14 protein-coding genes are annotated in these 16,928 nt (G+C 69.7%); 12 read left to right on the top strand and 2 right to left on the bottom strand.

Features of this window, described 5'->3' with window-relative positions:
• Nucleotides 1-510 carry a hypothetical protein gene (locus tag LSF15_RS17790; protein WP_232499902.1) on the top strand — a complete coding sequence of 170 codons (510 nt, stop codon included), beginning with the start codon at nt 1-3 and terminating at the stop codon, nt 508-510.
• 107 nt (nt 511-617) lie between these two features.
• Here LSF15_RS17790 and LSF15_RS17785 read toward each other — a convergent pair whose 3' ends face one another.
• Together LSF15_RS17785 and gnd are read right to left on the bottom strand one after the other, a co-directional pair.
• Nucleotides 618-980: a hypothetical protein gene (locus LSF15_RS17785; RefSeq protein ID WP_232499901.1), complete on the bottom strand. Its 363-nt coding sequence runs from the start codon at nt 978-980 to the stop codon at nt 618-620.
• Nucleotides 981-1,005: 25 nt separating this feature from the next.
• Entirely contained in the window at nt 1,006-2,472 is a 1,467-nt protein-coding gene (gnd, locus tag LSF15_RS17780; protein ID WP_372460060.1) for an NADP-dependent phosphogluconate dehydrogenase, read from the bottom strand.
• Between the two features lie 335 nt (nt 2,473-2,807).
• Here gnd and LSF15_RS17775 point away from each other — a divergent pair, with 335 nt between their 5' ends.
• The 11 genes from LSF15_RS17775 (at nt 2,808) to LSF15_RS17725 (ending at nt 16,591) form a co-directional block, all read left to right on the top strand.
• Nucleotides 2,808-3,659, top strand: a complete 852-nt coding sequence (locus tag LSF15_RS17775; RefSeq protein WP_344257039.1) for a sugar phosphate isomerase/epimerase family protein — start codon at nt 2,808-2,810, stop codon at nt 3,657-3,659.
• 59 nt (nt 3,660-3,718) lie between these two features.
• Nucleotides 3,719-4,897, top strand: coding sequence for a Gfo/Idh/MocA family protein (locus tag LSF15_RS17770; RefSeq protein ID WP_232499899.1), 1,179 nt, complete (start codon nt 3,719-3,721; stop codon nt 4,895-4,897).
• Nucleotides 4,894-6,072, top strand: coding sequence for a Gfo/Idh/MocA family protein (locus LSF15_RS17765; protein ID WP_232499898.1), 1,179 nt, complete (start codon nt 4,894-4,896; stop codon nt 6,070-6,072). The genes LSF15_RS17770 and LSF15_RS17765 overlap by 4 nt, the downstream gene beginning before the upstream one ends.
• A 107-nt stretch (nt 6,073-6,179) precedes the next feature.
• Nucleotides 6,180-7,712, top strand: a complete 1,533-nt coding sequence (locus LSF15_RS17760; protein ID WP_232499897.1) for an ABC transporter substrate-binding protein — start codon at nt 6,180-6,182, stop codon at nt 7,710-7,712.
• A 93-nt stretch (nt 7,713-7,805) separates the two neighbouring features.
• Nucleotides 7,806-8,747 carry an ABC transporter permease gene (locus LSF15_RS17755; RefSeq protein ID WP_232499896.1) on the top strand — a complete coding sequence of 314 codons (942 nt, stop codon included), beginning with the start codon at nt 7,806-7,808 and terminating at the stop codon, nt 8,745-8,747.
• Nucleotides 8,744-10,693, top strand: a complete 1,950-nt coding sequence (locus tag LSF15_RS17750; protein ID WP_232499895.1) for a dipeptide/oligopeptide/nickel ABC transporter permease/ATP-binding protein — start codon at nt 8,744-8,746, stop codon at nt 10,691-10,693. The genes LSF15_RS17755 and LSF15_RS17750 overlap by 4 nt, the downstream gene beginning before the upstream one ends.
• Nucleotides 10,690-11,547: an ATP-binding cassette domain-containing protein gene (locus LSF15_RS17745; RefSeq protein ID WP_232499894.1), complete on the top strand. Its 858-nt coding sequence runs from the start codon at nt 10,690-10,692 to the stop codon at nt 11,545-11,547. Before LSF15_RS17750 ends, LSF15_RS17745 begins: the two co-directional genes overlap by 4 nt.
• 49 nt (nt 11,548-11,596) lie before the next feature.
• A complete protein-coding gene (locus LSF15_RS17740; RefSeq protein WP_232499893.1) occupies nt 11,597-12,463 on the top strand; it encodes a sugar phosphate isomerase/epimerase family protein in 867 nt (288 codons plus the stop codon).
• A 42-nt stretch (nt 12,464-12,505) separates the two neighbouring features.
• Nucleotides 12,506-13,567: a LacI family DNA-binding transcriptional regulator gene (locus LSF15_RS17735; RefSeq protein WP_232499892.1), complete on the top strand. Its 1,062-nt coding sequence runs from the start codon at nt 12,506-12,508 to the stop codon at nt 13,565-13,567.
• 154 nt (nt 13,568-13,721) lie between these two features.
• Complete coding sequence (gene uxaC, locus LSF15_RS17730) at nt 13,722-15,122, top strand: glucuronate isomerase (protein ID WP_232499891.1); 1,401 nt, start codon at nt 13,722-13,724, stop codon at nt 15,120-15,122.
• Nucleotides 15,119-16,591: a mannitol dehydrogenase family protein gene (locus LSF15_RS17725; protein ID WP_232499890.1), complete on the top strand. Its 1,473-nt coding sequence runs from the start codon at nt 15,119-15,121 to the stop codon at nt 16,589-16,591. The genes uxaC and LSF15_RS17725 overlap by 4 nt, the downstream gene beginning before the upstream one ends.
• Nucleotides 16,592-16,928 lie beyond the last annotated feature (337 nt).

Genomic DNA, 16,928 nt, shown 5'->3' with positions numbered 1-16,928 from the left:
ATGGGATTCCTCTCGGCCGAGGCGGCCCGGGCGCTCGCCGAACTCGTCGCGCTCGACGCGCTGCACGGCGACGACACGCACGGCGTCGGCGAGCCGGGGGCGGCCGACACGACGCCGCTCGATCGGCTCCGGGGCATCCGCTCGCTCGTCGCCGCCCTCGAAGCCGACCCGGCGTCGCTCGCGGCGGTACGCGAAGCGGTCGACGCCGGTGCGACGTGGGACGACGTGGCAGACGCTGCGGGACTCAGCCCCGCGGCCGCGAAGTACCGATGGTCGGGCGACGACGAGTCGATCGCGGCGCGGCACGAGGCGAGTCGCAAGCGAAAGCGCGAACGTCCGTCGAGCGTGCCGACCGATCTGCCCGGCCTTTCGGTCGCAGAGGCGGCGCGGCGACTCGGCGTCACGCCGCAGGCCATCTATCAGCGCGTCACTCGCGGGCTTCTCGAAGCGCGAACCGTGGAACTGCCCGACGGGCGCAAGTACAAGCGGGTGTTCCTGCCCGAGGCGTGACGCCGGGCGGCGGGCGGTCGCCGGCGTTCGGATGACCCGGGCTGAGGATGACCCGTCCTGGGGATGACCCGGGCGGGGGATGACCCGTCAGTACGGACGATCCCGCCTCAGGTGTCGCGCTCCTGGGGTGTGATCGGGCGCGGGGCGGCCGGAAGGACGCCGAGGTTCGCGAGCGGCGTCGCGACGCCGCCCGCCGACACCGCCGAGCACTCCCAGCCGGGACCGCCGTCGCCGAAGAGCTCGAACGTCACCCTGAATCCGGCCGCGTCGGTGTCGAACCGGTCGACGTACACCGCACAGGCCCGATCGGCCGCCGACCGGGCGACGCCGTAGGCCGACAGCATGAGCGGAAGCACGAGCGCGCCGAGCGCGATGAGCACCGCGATGCGCAGCGCACGGCGCCGCCGATCGCCGTAGACCGGGCGGTCGTCATGCGGTTCGTCGTCGAGACCGCGCTGCAGTTCGCTCATCGCGGACTCGGGTCGGGGCCTCGCATCAGTGCGAGGACGGCGTCGTCTCGATCTCGGAGCGGTCGCCCGACCACAGCGTGTGGAACACGCCCGGCTTGTCGACGCGCTTGTAGGTGTGCGCGCCGAAGAAGTCGCGCTGACCCTGCACGAGGGCGGCGGGCAGGCGCGGAGCGCGCAGGCCGTCGTAGTAGGCGAGCGACGACGAGAACGCCGGCGTCGGGATGCCCGACGCGGCCGACGCCGCCACCACCCGGCGCCAGCTCTCTTGAGCACCGGCGACGGCGTCGCGGAAGTACGGTGCCACGACGAGGACGACCAGGCTGGGGTCGTCGGCGTACGCCTCGGCGATACGGTTCAGGAACCGGGCTCGGATGATGCAGCCGGCCCGCCAGATCTTGGCGATATCGCCCTTCTTGACGTCCCAGCCGAACTGCTCGGCGCCCGCGATGATCTCGTCGAAGCCCTGCGAGTAGGCGATGATCTTCGAGGCGTAGAGCGCCTGCCGCACGTCCTCGATGAAGGCGTCGGCGTCGGCGGCGTCGACGGCCCACGTGGTCGAGGGGCCGGGCAGGTCGACGGATGCCTCGCGCTGGGCCCGCTTCGACGACAGGCTGCGCGCGAAGACCGCCTCGGCGATGCCCGACGTCGGCACGCCCAGGTCGAGCGCGTTCTGCACGGTCCAGGCGCCGGTGCCCTTGGCGCCGGCCTCGTCGAGGATGACGTCGACCAGCGGCTGGCCGGTCGCGGCATCGACCTGACGGAGCACCTCGGCGGTGATCTCGATGAGGTAGCTCTCCAGCTCGCCGGTGTTCCACTCGGCGAAGATGTCGGCGATCTCGGCGGGGCTCTTGCCGGTGCCCTGGCGAATGAGGTCGTAGGCCTCGGCGATGAGCTGCATGTCGGCGTACTCGATGCCGTTGTGCACCATCTTCACGAAGTGGCCGGCGCCGTCGGTGCCGACGTGGGTGACGCAGGGCTCGCCCTCGGCGATCGCGGCGATCGAGGCGAGGATCGGGCCCAGGGTCTCGTAGGACTCGGCCGAGCCGCCGGGCATGATCGACGGGCCGTTGAGCGCGCCCTCTTCGCCGCCCGAGATGCCGGTGCCGACGAAGTGGATGCCCGTGGGGCTGATCTCGGCCTCGCGGCGGATCGTGTCGTGGAAGTTCGCGTTGCCGCCGTCGACGATGATGTCGCCGGGCTCGAAGCGCGATGCGAGCTCGGAGATCACGGCGTCGGTGCCCTTGCCGGCCTGCACCATGATGATCGCCGTGCGGGGCTTGGCGAGGGAGGCGACGAAGTCGTCGTAGCTCTCGGAAGCGACGAATCCGGCTTCGGGGTGCTCGTCGACGAGCGTGCGCGTGCGCTCGGGGGAGCGGTTGAACACGGCGACGGTGTTGCCTTCACGGCTGGCGAGGTTGCGGGCGAGGTTGGACCCCATGACCGCGAGGCCGACGACGCCGATGTTTGCTGATGCTGATGCGGGCACGAACACTCTCCTCGTGAATTCTGGGATCGACTCCAGCGTACTGTGAGCGAGGCTCACCGTTGCGCGTCGTTGCAGTGAGGCCGTCGCACGGCCCCGATTTCGGGGCGGCTCTGGAGCGGGTCGCAGCGTGACGTGAGATCGCTCTCCGCCAGTGTTCTCGCTACCGTGCGAATGACAACCGGTTGTCGCTCGGCAATTCAAGTCGAAAGTGTCATGATTCGCAATTTTGGCAATCGGTTGCACAATGGACGGACTTGTGCCTACCATGGACACCGAACCTCACGAGCCCACGGCTCGGGGTTCCCGACGAAGTGAACACGCGAGAAGTGGAGTACATCATCGTGACGTCAACGCAACCGGTTGCCTGGGACCTTTCGGGCTTCGGCGACGAGATCGATCCCGACCCTCGCCTGCAGATCAGCGTGCTCAAGGCACTCGGCGCCCGGCACATCGAGGTACGCAGCGCGTGGGGCGTGAACGTCGTCGACCTCGATGACGAGCAGCTCGCCGCGCTCGCCGCGCTCCTTCGCGACCAGGAGATGACCGCCTCGGCCGTCGCATCGCCCATCGGCAAGGTCGACGTGTCGCTCGATGCCGACCTCGAGGTCGCACGCCTTCGTCGCATCATCCGCGTCGCCGACGCACTCGGCACTCCGAACATCCGCATCTTCTCGTTCTTCCGCAGCGCGGGCGTCGCGGTCGAGAGCATCCGCGACGACGTGCTCCTGCGCATGCGCCTGCTGGCCGACGAGGCCGAACGGGCCGGCGTGACGCTGCTGCACGAGAACGAGAAGGACATCTACGGCGACACCCCCGAGCGAGTGCTCGACCTCGTCGAGTCGGTCGGCTCGTCGGCACTGCGCCTCGCGTGGGACAGCGCGAACTTCGTGCAGGTGGGCGTCGCCCACCCGCACGACGACGGCTACGCCATGCTGCGGCCGTACCTCGACTACCTGCAGGTGAAGGACGCCGTCGCCGCGACCGGCGAGGTCGTTCCCGCCGGGCAGGGTGACGGCCAGGTGCTCTCCACGCTCACCGCGTTGCGCGACGACGGCTACACCGGCTTCGCCTCGCTCGAGCCGCACCTCGCAGCCGCGCACGAACTCGGCGGGTTCTCGGGGCCGGCCGCATTCGGCGACGCCGCCCGGGCCTTCTCGGGCCTCGTCTCGCAGATCGGCGTCACCACCAAATGACGAGCCCGACGACCACCATCATCCCAACCACCCGGTCGACGACGAATGGAACATCAGCTATGACGAAGCAGGTCCGCCTCGGAATCATCGGCCTCGGCGCACAGGGCGGCATGTACGCCAAGTTCATCGCCGACGGCATGGTGCCGAACATGACGATCGGCGCGATCGCCGACATCGACCCGGCCAAGGCCACGGTCGCCGCCGAGACCTACCCCGACGTGGCGTACTACGACGACTACGTCGCGATGCTGGAGTCGGGCGACGTCGACGCGATCATCACCTGCGTGCCGCACTACCTGCACCCCGAGATGGGCATCGCCGCACTCTCGCGCGACATCCACGCGCTCGTCGAGAAGCCCGCCGGCGTGTACACCGAGCAGGTGCGCGACCTCAACGCCTACGCTGCGTCGAAGCCCGAGCTCAGCTTCGGCATCATGTTCAACCAGCGCAACAACCCGCTGTACAAGCGCCTGAAGGAGATCGTCGACGGCGGCGAGATCGGCGACATCCTGCGCACCAACTGGATCATCACGACCTGGTGGCGCCCGCAGGGCTACTACGACCAGAGCGAATGGCGCGCCACGTGGGGCGGCGAGGGCGGCGGCGTGCTCGTCAACCAGGCACCGCACCAGCTCGACCTCTGGCAGTGGATCTGCGGTGTGCCCGAGTCGGTCTACGCCAAGGTCGCCTACGGGTTCCGCCGTGACATCGCGGTCGAGGACGAGGTGACCGCCGTCGTCGACTACGGCAACGGCGCCACCGGCGTCTTCATCACCGCGACCCACGACCTCGCCGGTACCGACCGCTTCGAGATCCTCGGCGACGCCGGCAAGATCGTCGTCGAGAACAGCAGGACCGCCACCGTCACCCGGTTGAAGAAGCCCGAGCGCGAGCTCAGCGCCGATATGACGATGGACGACGTGCTGGCGCTCTTCACGGGCAAGCTCGACGCCGCCGAACTCTACGAGCAGGAGACCATCGAGTTCGATTCCGCGTGGGGTGCCCAGCACGCCGGCGTGCTCGAGAACTTCGCCGCCAACATCCTCGACGGCACGCCGCTGCTCGCCCCGGGCTCCGACGGCATCAACGGGGTGCGCCTCGCCAACGCCATCCACCTCTCGAGCTGGACGGGCCGGGAGGTGCCGCTCGACTTCGACGAGGCCGAGTACCTCGACGAGCTCAACGCACGAATCCGCGCCGAGGGCAAGTTCGACGAGCGAGAGCCGAGCGCCGCATGAGCACCCGGCTCGGGGTCGCCGTCGTGGGAGCGGGCGTCATCGGACGCGCACACGCCCGCGTCGCCGTCGCGCACCCCGGACTGAGGCTCGTCTCGCTCGTCGACCGCGATGCCGACGCCGCCCGCGAACTCGCCCGCTACGTGCAGGTCGAGCTCGAGGGTGACGCGCCCGCGATCGGGGACTCGCTCGAGTCGGTGCTCGCCGACCCCACGATCGACCTCGTCGTCGTCACCACCCCGAGCGGGTCTCACGTCGAGATCGCCGAGGCCGCCGTGAACGCCGGCAAGCACGTCGTCATCGAGAAGCCCATCGACGTGCAGCTCGACCGGGCGCGCCGCATGGTCGCGCTGGCCGAGCGGGCTGCGGCGTCGGGCCTCGTCGTCACCGTCATCAGCCAGAACCGGTTCGCCCCCGCCGTCGTCGCGGTCAAGCGCGCGATCGAGTCGGGTCGCTTCGGCCGCGTCACCTCTGCGACCGCGACCGTGGCCTGGTGGCGCAGCCAGGAGTACTACGACTCCGGCGACTGGCGCGGCACGTGGGCCTTCGACGGCGGCGGTGCGCTCATGAACCAGGGCGTGCACACCGTCGACCTGCTCCTGCACTTCCTCGGCCGCCCGGTCGAGGTGTTCGGGTACGCCTCGGCGCTCGTGCACGAGCGCATCGAAGTCGAGGATGTCGCGGCATCCGTCATCCGCTTCGAGAGCGGCGCCATGGCGACGCTCCTCGCGACGACCGACGCGTTCCCCGAGAACTCCACCCGCCTGCAGGTGCACGGCTCGACGGGTTCGGCGTTCCTGCAGAACGAACTGCTCGAGTTCTTCCACGCAGACGACGCGCACCTCGCGGGCGAACCTCGCGGCTTCGGCGGACTCGGCAATCAGGCCGCACGCGAGGTCACCGAGCACGACCTGCCCGGCGCCCCGCCGGTCACCGAGCTGTTCAGGGGCCACCTGCGCCAGTACGAGGACATCATCGAGGCGATCGCCACCGGCCGTGAGCCCGGCGTGACCGCGGGACAGGCCACCGACGCGCTCGCGCTCGTGCGCGCCGTGTACCTCTCGCAGACCCTCGGCCGACCGGTCGCGTTCGCCGACGTGCTCGCCGGGCGCCATGACGACGTCGAACCCGTCATCGGCTCCGAGCCCGACCAGGTCGGCACCATCCAGGCCGCCTGACTCGCCCTCGATTCTTCACCGACCAGAAGGCCGCAACACCCGACCCGCACCATCAGCACCACCCGAATCACCATTCCGCATCACCACCCCACAGAAGGAATCTGACAATGAAGTTGGCACCCCTCGCGCGCGTCGCGGCCGTCACGGCCGCCACTGCGCTGATCTTCACCGGATGCGCCGCAGGTAGTCCCTCCGGCTCCGAAGGCGCGTCGTCCGGCGGCGGCACCCTCAACATCGGCGCCGTCCTCGACATCGCGTCGTGGGACCCCTCGCAGGCGCACGTCGGCCATGCGCTGCAGCCCTACCAGGCGCCCTACGACACCCTGATCCTGCGCGAGCCCGACGGAACGCTCAGCCCCATGCTCGCCACCGAGTGGGCGTACGACGAAGACCAGACCGCCCTCACCGTCGACCTTCGCGACGACGTGACCTTCAGCGATGGCGAGGTGTTCGACGCGGAGGCGGTGAAGACGAACCTCGACACCTTCAAGGCCGCGAACGGACGCCAGGCGGCGCAGCTCACCGCCGTCGACTCGGTCGACGTCGTCGACGAGGACACCGTGCAGATCAACCTGTCGGCTCCCGACCCGTCGTTCACCTACTACCTGAGCCAGGCCGCCGGCCTCATGGGCAGCCCCGCCTCGCTCGGCACCGACGAGATCGCCGCCGAGCCCGTGGGCACCGGCCCTTACGTGATGGATCCGGCCGGGTCGGTCGTCGGCTCGCAGTACACCTTCACCCCGCGTGAGGACTACTGGAACCACGACCTGCAGAAGTTCGACAAGATCGTCTTCAAGGTGCTCACCGACCCGACGGCCCGCCTGAACGCGATCGTGTCGAAGCAGGTCGACGTGACCCTGCTCGAGGCGCGACAGACCGAACAGGCCGATGCCGCGGGCCTCGAACTGCTCGAGAGCCAGGTCGACTGGACCGGCCTGCTGCTGTTCGACCGCGACGGCGAACTCAATCCCGCCCTGGCCGACGTCACGGTGCGCCAGGCGATCAACCACGCCCTCGACCGCGAGACGATGCTCGAGCAGATCCAGCTGGGCTACGGCACCGTGACGAACCAGGTCTTCGGACCCGAGAGCGGCGCGTACGTCGACGAGCTCGACGAGACCTACCCGTACGACCCCGAGAAGGCGAAGGACCTGCTCGCCGAGGCGGGCTACGCCGACGGCTTCGACCTCGTGATCCCGAGCTTCGTCGGCCTCGAGTCGATCAGCGCCGCCATCACGCAGCAGCTCGGCGACGTCGGCATCCGCGTGCAGACCGAGACCGTCCCCGTCGCGAACATCGTGTCGGACTTCGCGGCAGGCAAGTACCCCGTGGGTTACTTCTTCCTGTTCCAGGGCGAGCCGTGGGTCGCGATCAACCAGCTGATCTCGACCGAGGCGCTCTACAACCCGTTCGACAGCACGAGCCCCGAACTGCAGGAGCTGATCGACGCCGTGCACTTCGGCGGCGACGAGGCGGGCGAGCTCGCCAAGGACGTGAACCGCTACGTCACCGAGAACGCCTGGTTCGCCCCCCTGTACCGCCTCGACCAGATCGTCTACGTCAACCCCGCCACGATCACGGCGGAACCGCAGATCCAGCAGGCGGTGCCGTCGATCTACAACTTCGCCCCGGCGGAGTAACCCCTCCGGGCGACGGATGCCGCGGCATCCGTCGCCCGGAACCCCCGGCCGCGCTCGGCGCGGCAACCGACCGGAAACGGCAATGGAGCACCCATGGTCACGTTCACTCTCAAGCGCATCGCATCGGGCATCGTGCTGCTCGTCGCGATCAGCCTGCTCACCTACACACTCCTCTACTTCTCGGGCACGAACATCGCCCGCAACATCCTCGGCGACATGGCCACCGAAGACCAGGTCGCGCTCAAGCAGCAGGAGCTCGGCCTCGACCAGCCCCTGTTCGCGCGATTCCTCGACTGGGCGGGCGGGGTGCTCTCGGGCGACCTCGGCCGTTCCTGGTTCAACGCCGAGACCGTCGGCCAGTCGCTCATGAACCGCCTGCCGATCACGCTCACCCTCGTCGTCGTCGCGATCCTGCTGACCGCGATCCTCGCCACCGTGCTCGGCATGACCGCCGCGGTCAAGCGCGGCTGGGTCGACCGCGTGGTGCAGATCGGCGCCGTCATCGGCGACGCGATCCCGGGCTTCGTGCTCGCGATCATCTTCGTCACGATCTTCGCGATCCAGCTCGGCCTGTTCCCGGCCATCAGCACGATCGCACCGGGAGCCGGCCCCGACGCCTGGCTGATCTCGCTCACCCTCCCGGCGATCGCCATGACGGTCACCGCGGTCACCTCGGGCGCGCAGCAGGTGCGCAGCGCCGTCATCGCCCAGCTCGAGAAGGACTACGTTCGCACGCTGCGCAGCCGCGGCGTCTCGGAGCGCGAGATCCTCTTCAAGCACGTCCTGCGCAGCGCCGCGCCGGCCGGGCTCACCGTGCTCAGCCTGCAGTTCATCGGCATGCTCGGCGGCGTCGTCATCATCGAGCAGATCTTCGCGCTGCCCGGCATGGGCGCGCTCGCCGTCTCGGCGACCTCGCTCGGCGACATCCCCATCGTCATGGGCGTCGTGCTCTACACCGTCATCATCGTCATCATCGTCAACCTGCTCGTGGATCTCGCGAACGGATGGCTCAACCCGAAGGTGCGTGTCTCATGACCCAGCCTGTCGACATCGATCCCCGGGCAGGCGCGATGGTGCGCAGCTCGCTGGTCAAGCGGATCTTCACCAACCCGCTCGGCATCATCGCGGTCGCGATCCTCGCGATCATGATCCTCGCGGCGACCTTCGCCGCCCTCCTGGCCCCGTTCGACCAGAACTTCGCCGACATCGGGAACACGCTCGCGGCCCCCGGCGGCGAGCACCTCCTCGGCACCGACAGTGCCGGCCGCGACGTGTGGAGCCGGCTGCTCTACGGCGCGCAGCTCACGCTGCTGTCGGCCCTGCTCTGTGCTGCTGTCGCGATCGGCATCGGCCTTCCGGCCGGCCTCATCGCCGGCTACTACGGCGGCCCGTTCGATACCGGCGCGAGCTGGTTCACGAACCTGCTCATGAGCCTGCCCGGCATCATCGTGCTGCTCTCGGCGCGTGCGGCCCTCGGCCCGTCGGTGTGGATCTCGATGATCATGTTCGGCATCCTGATCAGCCCCGGGTACTACCGCCTCACCCGCACCGCGGTGCAGTCGGTTCGCAACGAGCTGTACGTCGACGCCGCGCGCGTCGCGGGCCTCGGCGACGGACGCATCATCACCCGGCACATCCTCTCGGTCGTGCGCGCACCCCTCATCATCCAGACCGCGATGGTGCTCGGCGTGGCCATCGCGGTCCAGTCGGGACTCGAGTTCCTGGGGCTCGGCAACCCTGCCGAGGCGACGTGGGGCGTCATGCTCTCCGACGGCTTCCGCAACGTCTACCTGAGCCCGCAGCTGTTCGTCTGGCCGGTGCTCGCGATCGGCCTCACGATCGGTGCGCTCGTGCTGCTCGGCAACGCCGTGCGCGATGCCCTCGAAGACGGGCAGAAGATCGCGAAGGCGAAGCGCCGGGCGACGGATGCCACGGGGGCGGTCGCCGCCGTCGACGCACGGGTTCCGGCGGCATCGGATGTGCGCACCCGCGCCGTCTCGGCGGCGCTGCCCGCCGTGGAAGCCGGTACCGAGCACCACCTCCTGCGGGTGTCGAACCTCGGCGTCGGCTACCCGCAGGCCGACGGCTCAGTGCGGTCGGTCGTTCGCAACGTGTCGTTCCATGTCGATCGCGGCGAGGTCGTCGGCATCGTCGGCGAGTCGGGGTCGGGCAAGTCCCAGACCGCGTTCTCGATCCTCGGGCTCCTGCCCGACACCGCGCGCATCACCGGAGGCACCATCCAGTTCGACGGCGCGTACACGGTCGCGCCCGGCGACGAGCGCGTTTCGCAGACGCGTCTGCGCGCCCTTCGCGGGCGGCGCATCGCCTACATTCCGCAGGAGCCGATGTCGAACCTCGACCCCGCGTACCGGGTCGGGTCGCAGCTCGTCCGCCCCATGATGCTCGTGCTCGGCATCTCGAGGGCCGAGGCCACCCGGCGCGCGCTCGACCTGCTCGAGAAGGTCGGCATCGCCGACCCGAAGCGCACCTTCGATGCCTACCCGCACGAGATCTCGGGCGGCATGGCCCAGCGCGTGCTCATCGCGGGAGCGATCAGCTGCGAGCCCGACCTGATCATCGCCGATGAGCCGACCACCGCGCTCGACGTGACGGTGCAGGCCGAGGTGCTCGACCTGCTGCGCGACATGCAGAAGGAGCTCGGCGTCGGCGTCATCCTGGTCACGCACAACTTCGGTGTCGTCGCCGACCTCGCCGACCGGGTCGTCGTGATGCAGCACGGCAGTGTGGTCGAGGCCGGGCAGGTGCGCGACATCCTGCGCGACCCGCGCGACGTCTACACCCGCACGCTGCTCGACTCCATGCTCGAGGGCAAGGAGCCGATGACGACGCTCGGGTCGAGCGCGCCGGCGGCGCCGGTCGTTCCGACGCTCGCGGACGCCGCCCGGGTCGGCCTGATCACGGATGTCGCGGCAACCGCTTCGACCGAGACGAACGAAGCGATCGAGGAGGTCGCCCGATGAACGAGAGACTGCTCAGCGTCGACGACCTGGTCGTCGAGTACCCCGGCAAGGGCTTCCGCGCCGAGCCGTTCCGCGCACTGAAGGGCGTGTCGATCGCCATCGACCAGGGCAGGACGCTCGGGCTCGTCGGCGAGTCGGGATCGGGCAAGACGACCCTCGGCCGTGCGCTGCTCGGCCTGGCGCCGGTCAGCGGCGGCACGGTGACCTTCGACGGCCGCGACATCTCGCACGCGAGTCGACGGCAACGGCGTGAGCTGAGCCGCGATCTGCAGGTCGTCTTCCAGGACCCGTACACGTCGCTCAACCCGGCGATGGAGGTCGGTGACATCCTCGCGGAGCCGCTCACCATCCAGGGCACGAGCGCAACGGCGGCGAACCAGCGAATCAGGGAGTTGCTCGACCGGGTCGGCCTGCCGCAGGACTCGGTGCACCGCCGGCCCCGAGAGTTCAGCGGCGGCCAGCGCCAGCGCGTCGCGATCGCGCGGGCCCTCGCCCTGAAGCCCAAGCTCATCGTGTGCGACGAGCCGGTGAGCGCGCTCGACCTCACCACCCAGGCACGCGTGCTCGACCTGTTCCTCGAGATCCAGCGCGACACCGGCGTCGCCTACCTGTTCATCTCGCACGACCTCGACGTGGTGCGGCACATCAGCCACGACGTGGCGGTGATGTACCGCGGCGACATCGTCGAGCAGGGCCGGGCGGAACTCGTGACACGCACCCCGGAGCATCCGTACACCCAGCGACTGCTGCTCGCCTCGCCGGTGCCCGATCCCGACCGTCAGGCGGAGCGTCGACGGAACCGGCGACGCCTGCTCGACGCCGAGGCGGCCGATCTGTCCGCATCGGCAGCCTGACGCCGCCCGACCACTATTCATGGAACCGACAACCGAAGGAGTACGACAGATGGCGAAGATCGGCGTGCAGGCGATGATGCTGAAGGACAGTGTCGCCGAGATCGGGGCGTTCGAGGCCCTGCGCAAGGTGACCGAGATCGGCTACCACGCCGTCGAGGTGTCGCAGATCCCGATGACGCCCGAGAACGTGGCCGAACTCGATCGTGCCCGGCAGGAGCTCGGCGTCGACATCGCCGCCCTCTCGGCGGGCCTCACCAAGCCCGCGGGGTCGCCGAACGACTCACTCACCGACGACTTCGACAAGATCGTCGCCGACGCGAAGACGCTCGACTCCAAGATGCTGCGCATCGGCATGCTGCCGTTCGACGCGATGCGCTCGCTCGAGGCCGTGCTCGACTTCTGCGACCGCACCGATGAGATGGCCGTGCGCCTCGCCGACGAGGGCATCAGGCTCTACTACCACAACCACCACATCGAATTCGCGAAGTACGACGGGCGCTACCTGCTCGACATCATCGCCGACCGCGCACCGAACGTCGGGCTCGAACTCGACGTGCACTGGCTGCAGCGCGGCGGCGTCGACCCGGTCGGCGTCATCCGCCGCTATGCGGGTCGCGTGGCGATGGTGCACTTGAAGGACTACCGCATCGGGCAACTGCCCGACGAGGCCTTCTCGATGCTCGAGAAGGGCGACTTCGGCGGCTTCATGCAGGCCTTCTCGGGCGTCGTGCAGTTCGCCGAGGTCGGCGAGGGCAACCTCGATTTCACGGCGATCATCGACCAGAGCCTCGAGAGCGGGGCCGAGTACCTGCTCGTCGAGCAGGACGACCTGTACGGTCGAACGGTGTACGAGGCATTGCAGACGTCGTACGACAACATCGTGGCACTCGGATATTCCGGGTTGCTCGCACGCTAGCGTGGTGGTGGGCGGCCGAGTACGCCGAGGAGGTGAGCCGAGATGAGTGACCAGCAACCCGAGCGGGTGGCCCGCGAATCGAAGCGCTCCCGCGGCGGCTCGGCGCCCACGATCTACGACATCGCGAAGCTCGCCGGGGTGAACCCCTCGACGGTGTCGCGGGCGCTCAGCCAGCCCGGCCGCATCAACGTCAAGACCGAAGAGCGCATCCAGGCGGCGGCGAAAGAGCTAAACTACCGGGTCAACCCGATCGCGAGGGCGCTCCCGACCGGCCGCACCAACACGCTGGGCCTCTTCGTCGCCGACATCACGAATCCGGTGATCTTCGGCATCGTGCGCGGAGCCGAGCGGGCCGCGGCCGACGCCGGGTACACCCTGGTCGTCGCCGAGTCGCAGGAATCGGGCGAGCGTGAAGCGACCGCGATCGAACGGGTGATGCCCTCGGTCGACGGTCTGGTGCTCGCGACGAGCCGCCTAGCCGACACGCAGATCAAGCAGATCGCGGCCCGCAAGCCGGTGGTGGTGATCAACCGGGAGCTCGAGGGCGTCACCGGCATCCTGCCCGATGTCGAGCGGGGCGTCGACCAGCTCGTCGCGCACCTCGCAGAACTCGGACACCGCTCGATCGCCTACGTGTCGGGTCCCGAGACCTCGTGGGTGAGTCGCCGGCGCTGGGAGGCACTGCTCGCGGCCGCGCCGAAGCGCGGTATGACGATCGTCGAGATCGGACCCGGAGTGCCGACGCTCGACGGCGGAACCGCAGCGATCTCACGGGTGATCGCCTCAGGCGTGACCGCGGTCGTCGCGTTCAACGACCTCATGGCGATCGGCCTGCTCAGGGTCGCGCTCGAACGCGGCATCGCCGTGCCGTCGCAGCTCAGCATCGCCGGCTTCGACGACATCTTCGGCAGCGACTTCACCGCGCCGGCGCTCACCACGGTGCGGGCGCCGCTCATCGAGGCGGGGGAGCGCGCCGTGCGACACCTGCTCAGCCGGGTTTCGCCGCAGTCCGACGATCGTCGGGTCGACGTCGAGGCGCTCCTGCCGACCGAGCTCGTGGTGCGCGGGTCGACCGGGCATCCGCTGCCCGGCGCCGGCGACTGACGGCGACGACCGATACCGGCGTCGACACCGGCGTCCGTCGCACCTCCGCCTGGCGATCAACCTCGCCATCGCGGCGTCGGCCTGCCGCCCAGACGGCATCATTTGGCAACCGGTTGACAAACTCGCGATCCCAGACCATCATGGAGGTGTGTCAATGAAGCTGCATCTCGATCCCGACCGGCTGTTCCCGACCGATCCGGCCACCCGCGACATCGCCAGGGGCCTGTACGAGTCGGTCGCGCAACTGCCGGTCATCTCCCCGCACGGCCACGTCGCCCCGTCGCTGCTCCTCGATGACGAACCGTTCTCCGACCCGGCCGACCTGTTCATCACGTACGACCACTACGTCACGCGCATGCTGCACGCGGCGGGCGTCGACCTCGCCACGCTCGGCGTCGGCCGAAGCGGGCCCTCCGACCCCCGCGAGACCTGGCGCACGTTCGCGAGCCACTGGCACCTCTACGCCGGCACCGCCTCGGGCTACTGGCTGTCCCACGAGCTCTCGACGCTCTTCGGCATCGAGCTCGAGCCCTCGGCCGAGACGGCCGACGCCGTCTACGACCAGATCGCCGCGCGCCTCGGCGACCCCGCGTACCGCCCCCGCGCCCTCTTCGAGCGCTTCGGCATCGAAGTGCTCGCCACGACCGACGACCCCATGGACGACCTGGCCGTGCACGCCGCGCTCGCCGCCGACCCGTCGTTCTCGGGCCGCGTGCTCCCCACGTTCCGACCCGACGCCTACCTCGACCCGACCGCGCCCGGTTTCACCGAGCGCATCGAGCGACTCGCCGAGGCGAACGGCACCGCACCCGACGACTTCGCCGGCTACCTCGCCGCGCTCGAGGCGCGCCGGGCGCACTTCATCGCGCACGGCGCCGTCTCGGCCGACCACGGGGTGCGCGAGCCGTACACCGTCGACCTGACCGACGACGAGGCATCCGCGCTCTTCCGGCGTGCCCTCGCCGGCGAGCTCGACGCCGCGGGCGCGCGGGAGTTCAGCGGCAACATGCTGCTGCGCATGGCGGGCATGAGCGCGCGCGACGGACTCGTCATGACCGTTCACCCGGGCGTCTTCCGCAACCACTCGAGCTCGACGTTCGAGCGGCTCGGCCCCGACACCGGGCACGACATCCCGGTGACGACGACCTACACCGCGAACGTGCGCCCACTGCTCGAGAAGCACGGACTCGAACCGGGCCTGCACCTCGTGCTGTTCGGCATCGACGAGACCATCTACTCGCGCGAGGTGGCACCCCTCGCGGGCTTCTACCCGAGCGTGTTCATCGGCGCACCGTGGTGGTTCCTCGACGCCCCAGACGCGATCCTGCGCTTCCGCGCGGCCGTCACCGAGACCGCGGGGTTCTACCGTGGGTCGGGCTTCATCGACGACACCCGTGCCTTCCTCTCCATCCCGGCGCGTCACGACATGGCCCGCCGTCTCGACTCGGCCTTCCTCGCGCGCCTCGTGCGCGAGGGCCGTGTCTCGCTCGGCGCCGCCGAGCGCATCGCCGTCGACCTGGTCGACGCGATTCCCCGAAAGGTGTTCAAGCTGTGAGCGACACGTCCACGACCGAATCGGCAGCGGGCGCATCGGCCGCCGCCGCGGCACCAGCAGGCCTCGACCTGAATCGTCGCAATCTCGCGGCGCGCACCGGTACGGCGTCCGAGCCGGCGCCCGTTCGCATCGCCCACCTCGGGCTCGGCGCCTTCCACCGCGCGCACCAGGCCTGGTACACCGACGTGGCCGACGACGCCAACGAATGGGGCATCGCGGCCTTCACGGGCCGAAGCCCGCAGGCCGCTGAAGAGATCGCCGCGCAGGACGGCCTCTACTCGCTGCTCGAGCGCTCGGTCCACGGTGACACGGTCACGGTGATCGACAGCATCTCCGAAGCCGTCGACGGCGCCCGCGTCGACCGTCTCGTCGAGCATGTCGCCGCGCCGGCGACCGCGCTCGTGACCCTCACGGTCACCGAGGCCGGATATGCGCTCGACGCCGATGGGCGGCCCGACCTCGCGAACCCGGCGGTCGCCGCCGACGTCGAGTGGCTGCGCCGCAACCTCGACGCCGCGCAGTTCGACCTCGCCGAGGCGCCGCGCACCGCGCTCGCCCGCCTCCTCGCCGGTGTCGAGGCACGACGCCGAGCGGGGGCCGGTCCGCTCGCGATCGTCTCGTGCGACAACCTCCCCGAGAACGGCGAGCTCACGAGGTCGAGCATGCTCGCGCTCGCCGAGCTCGCCTCCGCGACCGCGACTCGCGAGCACCTCGCCGAGCAGGTCACGTTCGTGTCGACCTCGATCGACCGCATCACCCCGAAGACGACGCCGGCGGATGTCGCTGCAGTGGCCGCCGCCACCGGCTGGCACGATCGCTCACCTGTCGTCACCGAGCCGTTCCACGACTGGGTGCTGAGCGGTGAGTTCCGTGCCGGGCGCCCCGCCTGGGAGAAGGCCGGAGCCCGGTTCGTCGACGACATCGACCCGTTCGAGCGTCGCAAGCTCTGGCTGCTCAACGGGTCGCATACACTGCTCGCGTACGCGGGAGCGGCCCGTGGGCACCGTACCGTCGCCGAAGCGGTCGGAGACCCCGAGGTGCGCTCGTGGGTCGAGCAGTTCTGGGCCGAGGCCGTGCGGCACCTGCCGTCCGAGGGCCTCGATCTCGACGGCTACCGCGCCGCCCTGCTCGACCGATTCGACAACGCCCGAATACAGCACCTGCTCGGCCAGATCGGCCAGGACGGCACGACGAAGCTCCGGGTTCGCATCGCTCCGGTGCTGCGCGCCGAGCGCGCGGCCGGTCGCGACGGCGAGGCGTCGGTGCGCGCACTCGGAGCATGGGTGGCCGCCGCGCGCAGCGCGCGACTCCCGGCCGATCGCGTCGGCGACGCGCTCGCGACCGCCGCGTCCGAGCCGGGTGAGCGGGCTGTCGTCGAACTGCTGCGCCTGGTCGACCCCGAGCTGCTCGACGACCCGGCTGTCGTCGTGGCGGTCTCGCGCGCCGCCGACGCCTTCGAAACGATCTGACACCGTCTCCGCGCGTGCCAGCGGCCACTGGCCGCGAGTGCGCGGCGGGTGCAGACTGAGGATCACGGATACCGCCACACTCGTCACCGCGCTCGATCACGCCGCCACATCACTGCCGGCGGCTCGCGATGGGGTGCGGGCCGACGACGGAGCATCCTCGTTGCGGAGCATCCTCCCGGCGCTGCCCGAGCCCGGCTCGAGAACGAATTTCGCGGTGCATTTGGCAATCGGTTGCCAAATGGCGGAAAACATGGTTCACTGGTGTCATACCGGTCCCCGGAGCATCCGTCGATCGGCACGAATGCAGAGCGCAGTGCAGCGACATTTCGCAACGGCG

It is taken from the genome of Agromyces humatus, assembly GCF_021228295.1.
In the GTDB taxonomy this organism is placed as follows: domain Bacteria; phylum Actinomycetota; class Actinomycetes; order Actinomycetales; family Microbacteriaceae; genus Agromyces; species Agromyces humatus.
The sequence above is the reverse complement of the archived record's forward strand: the minus strand, read 5'-3'. Positions and strand labels throughout refer to the sequence as shown.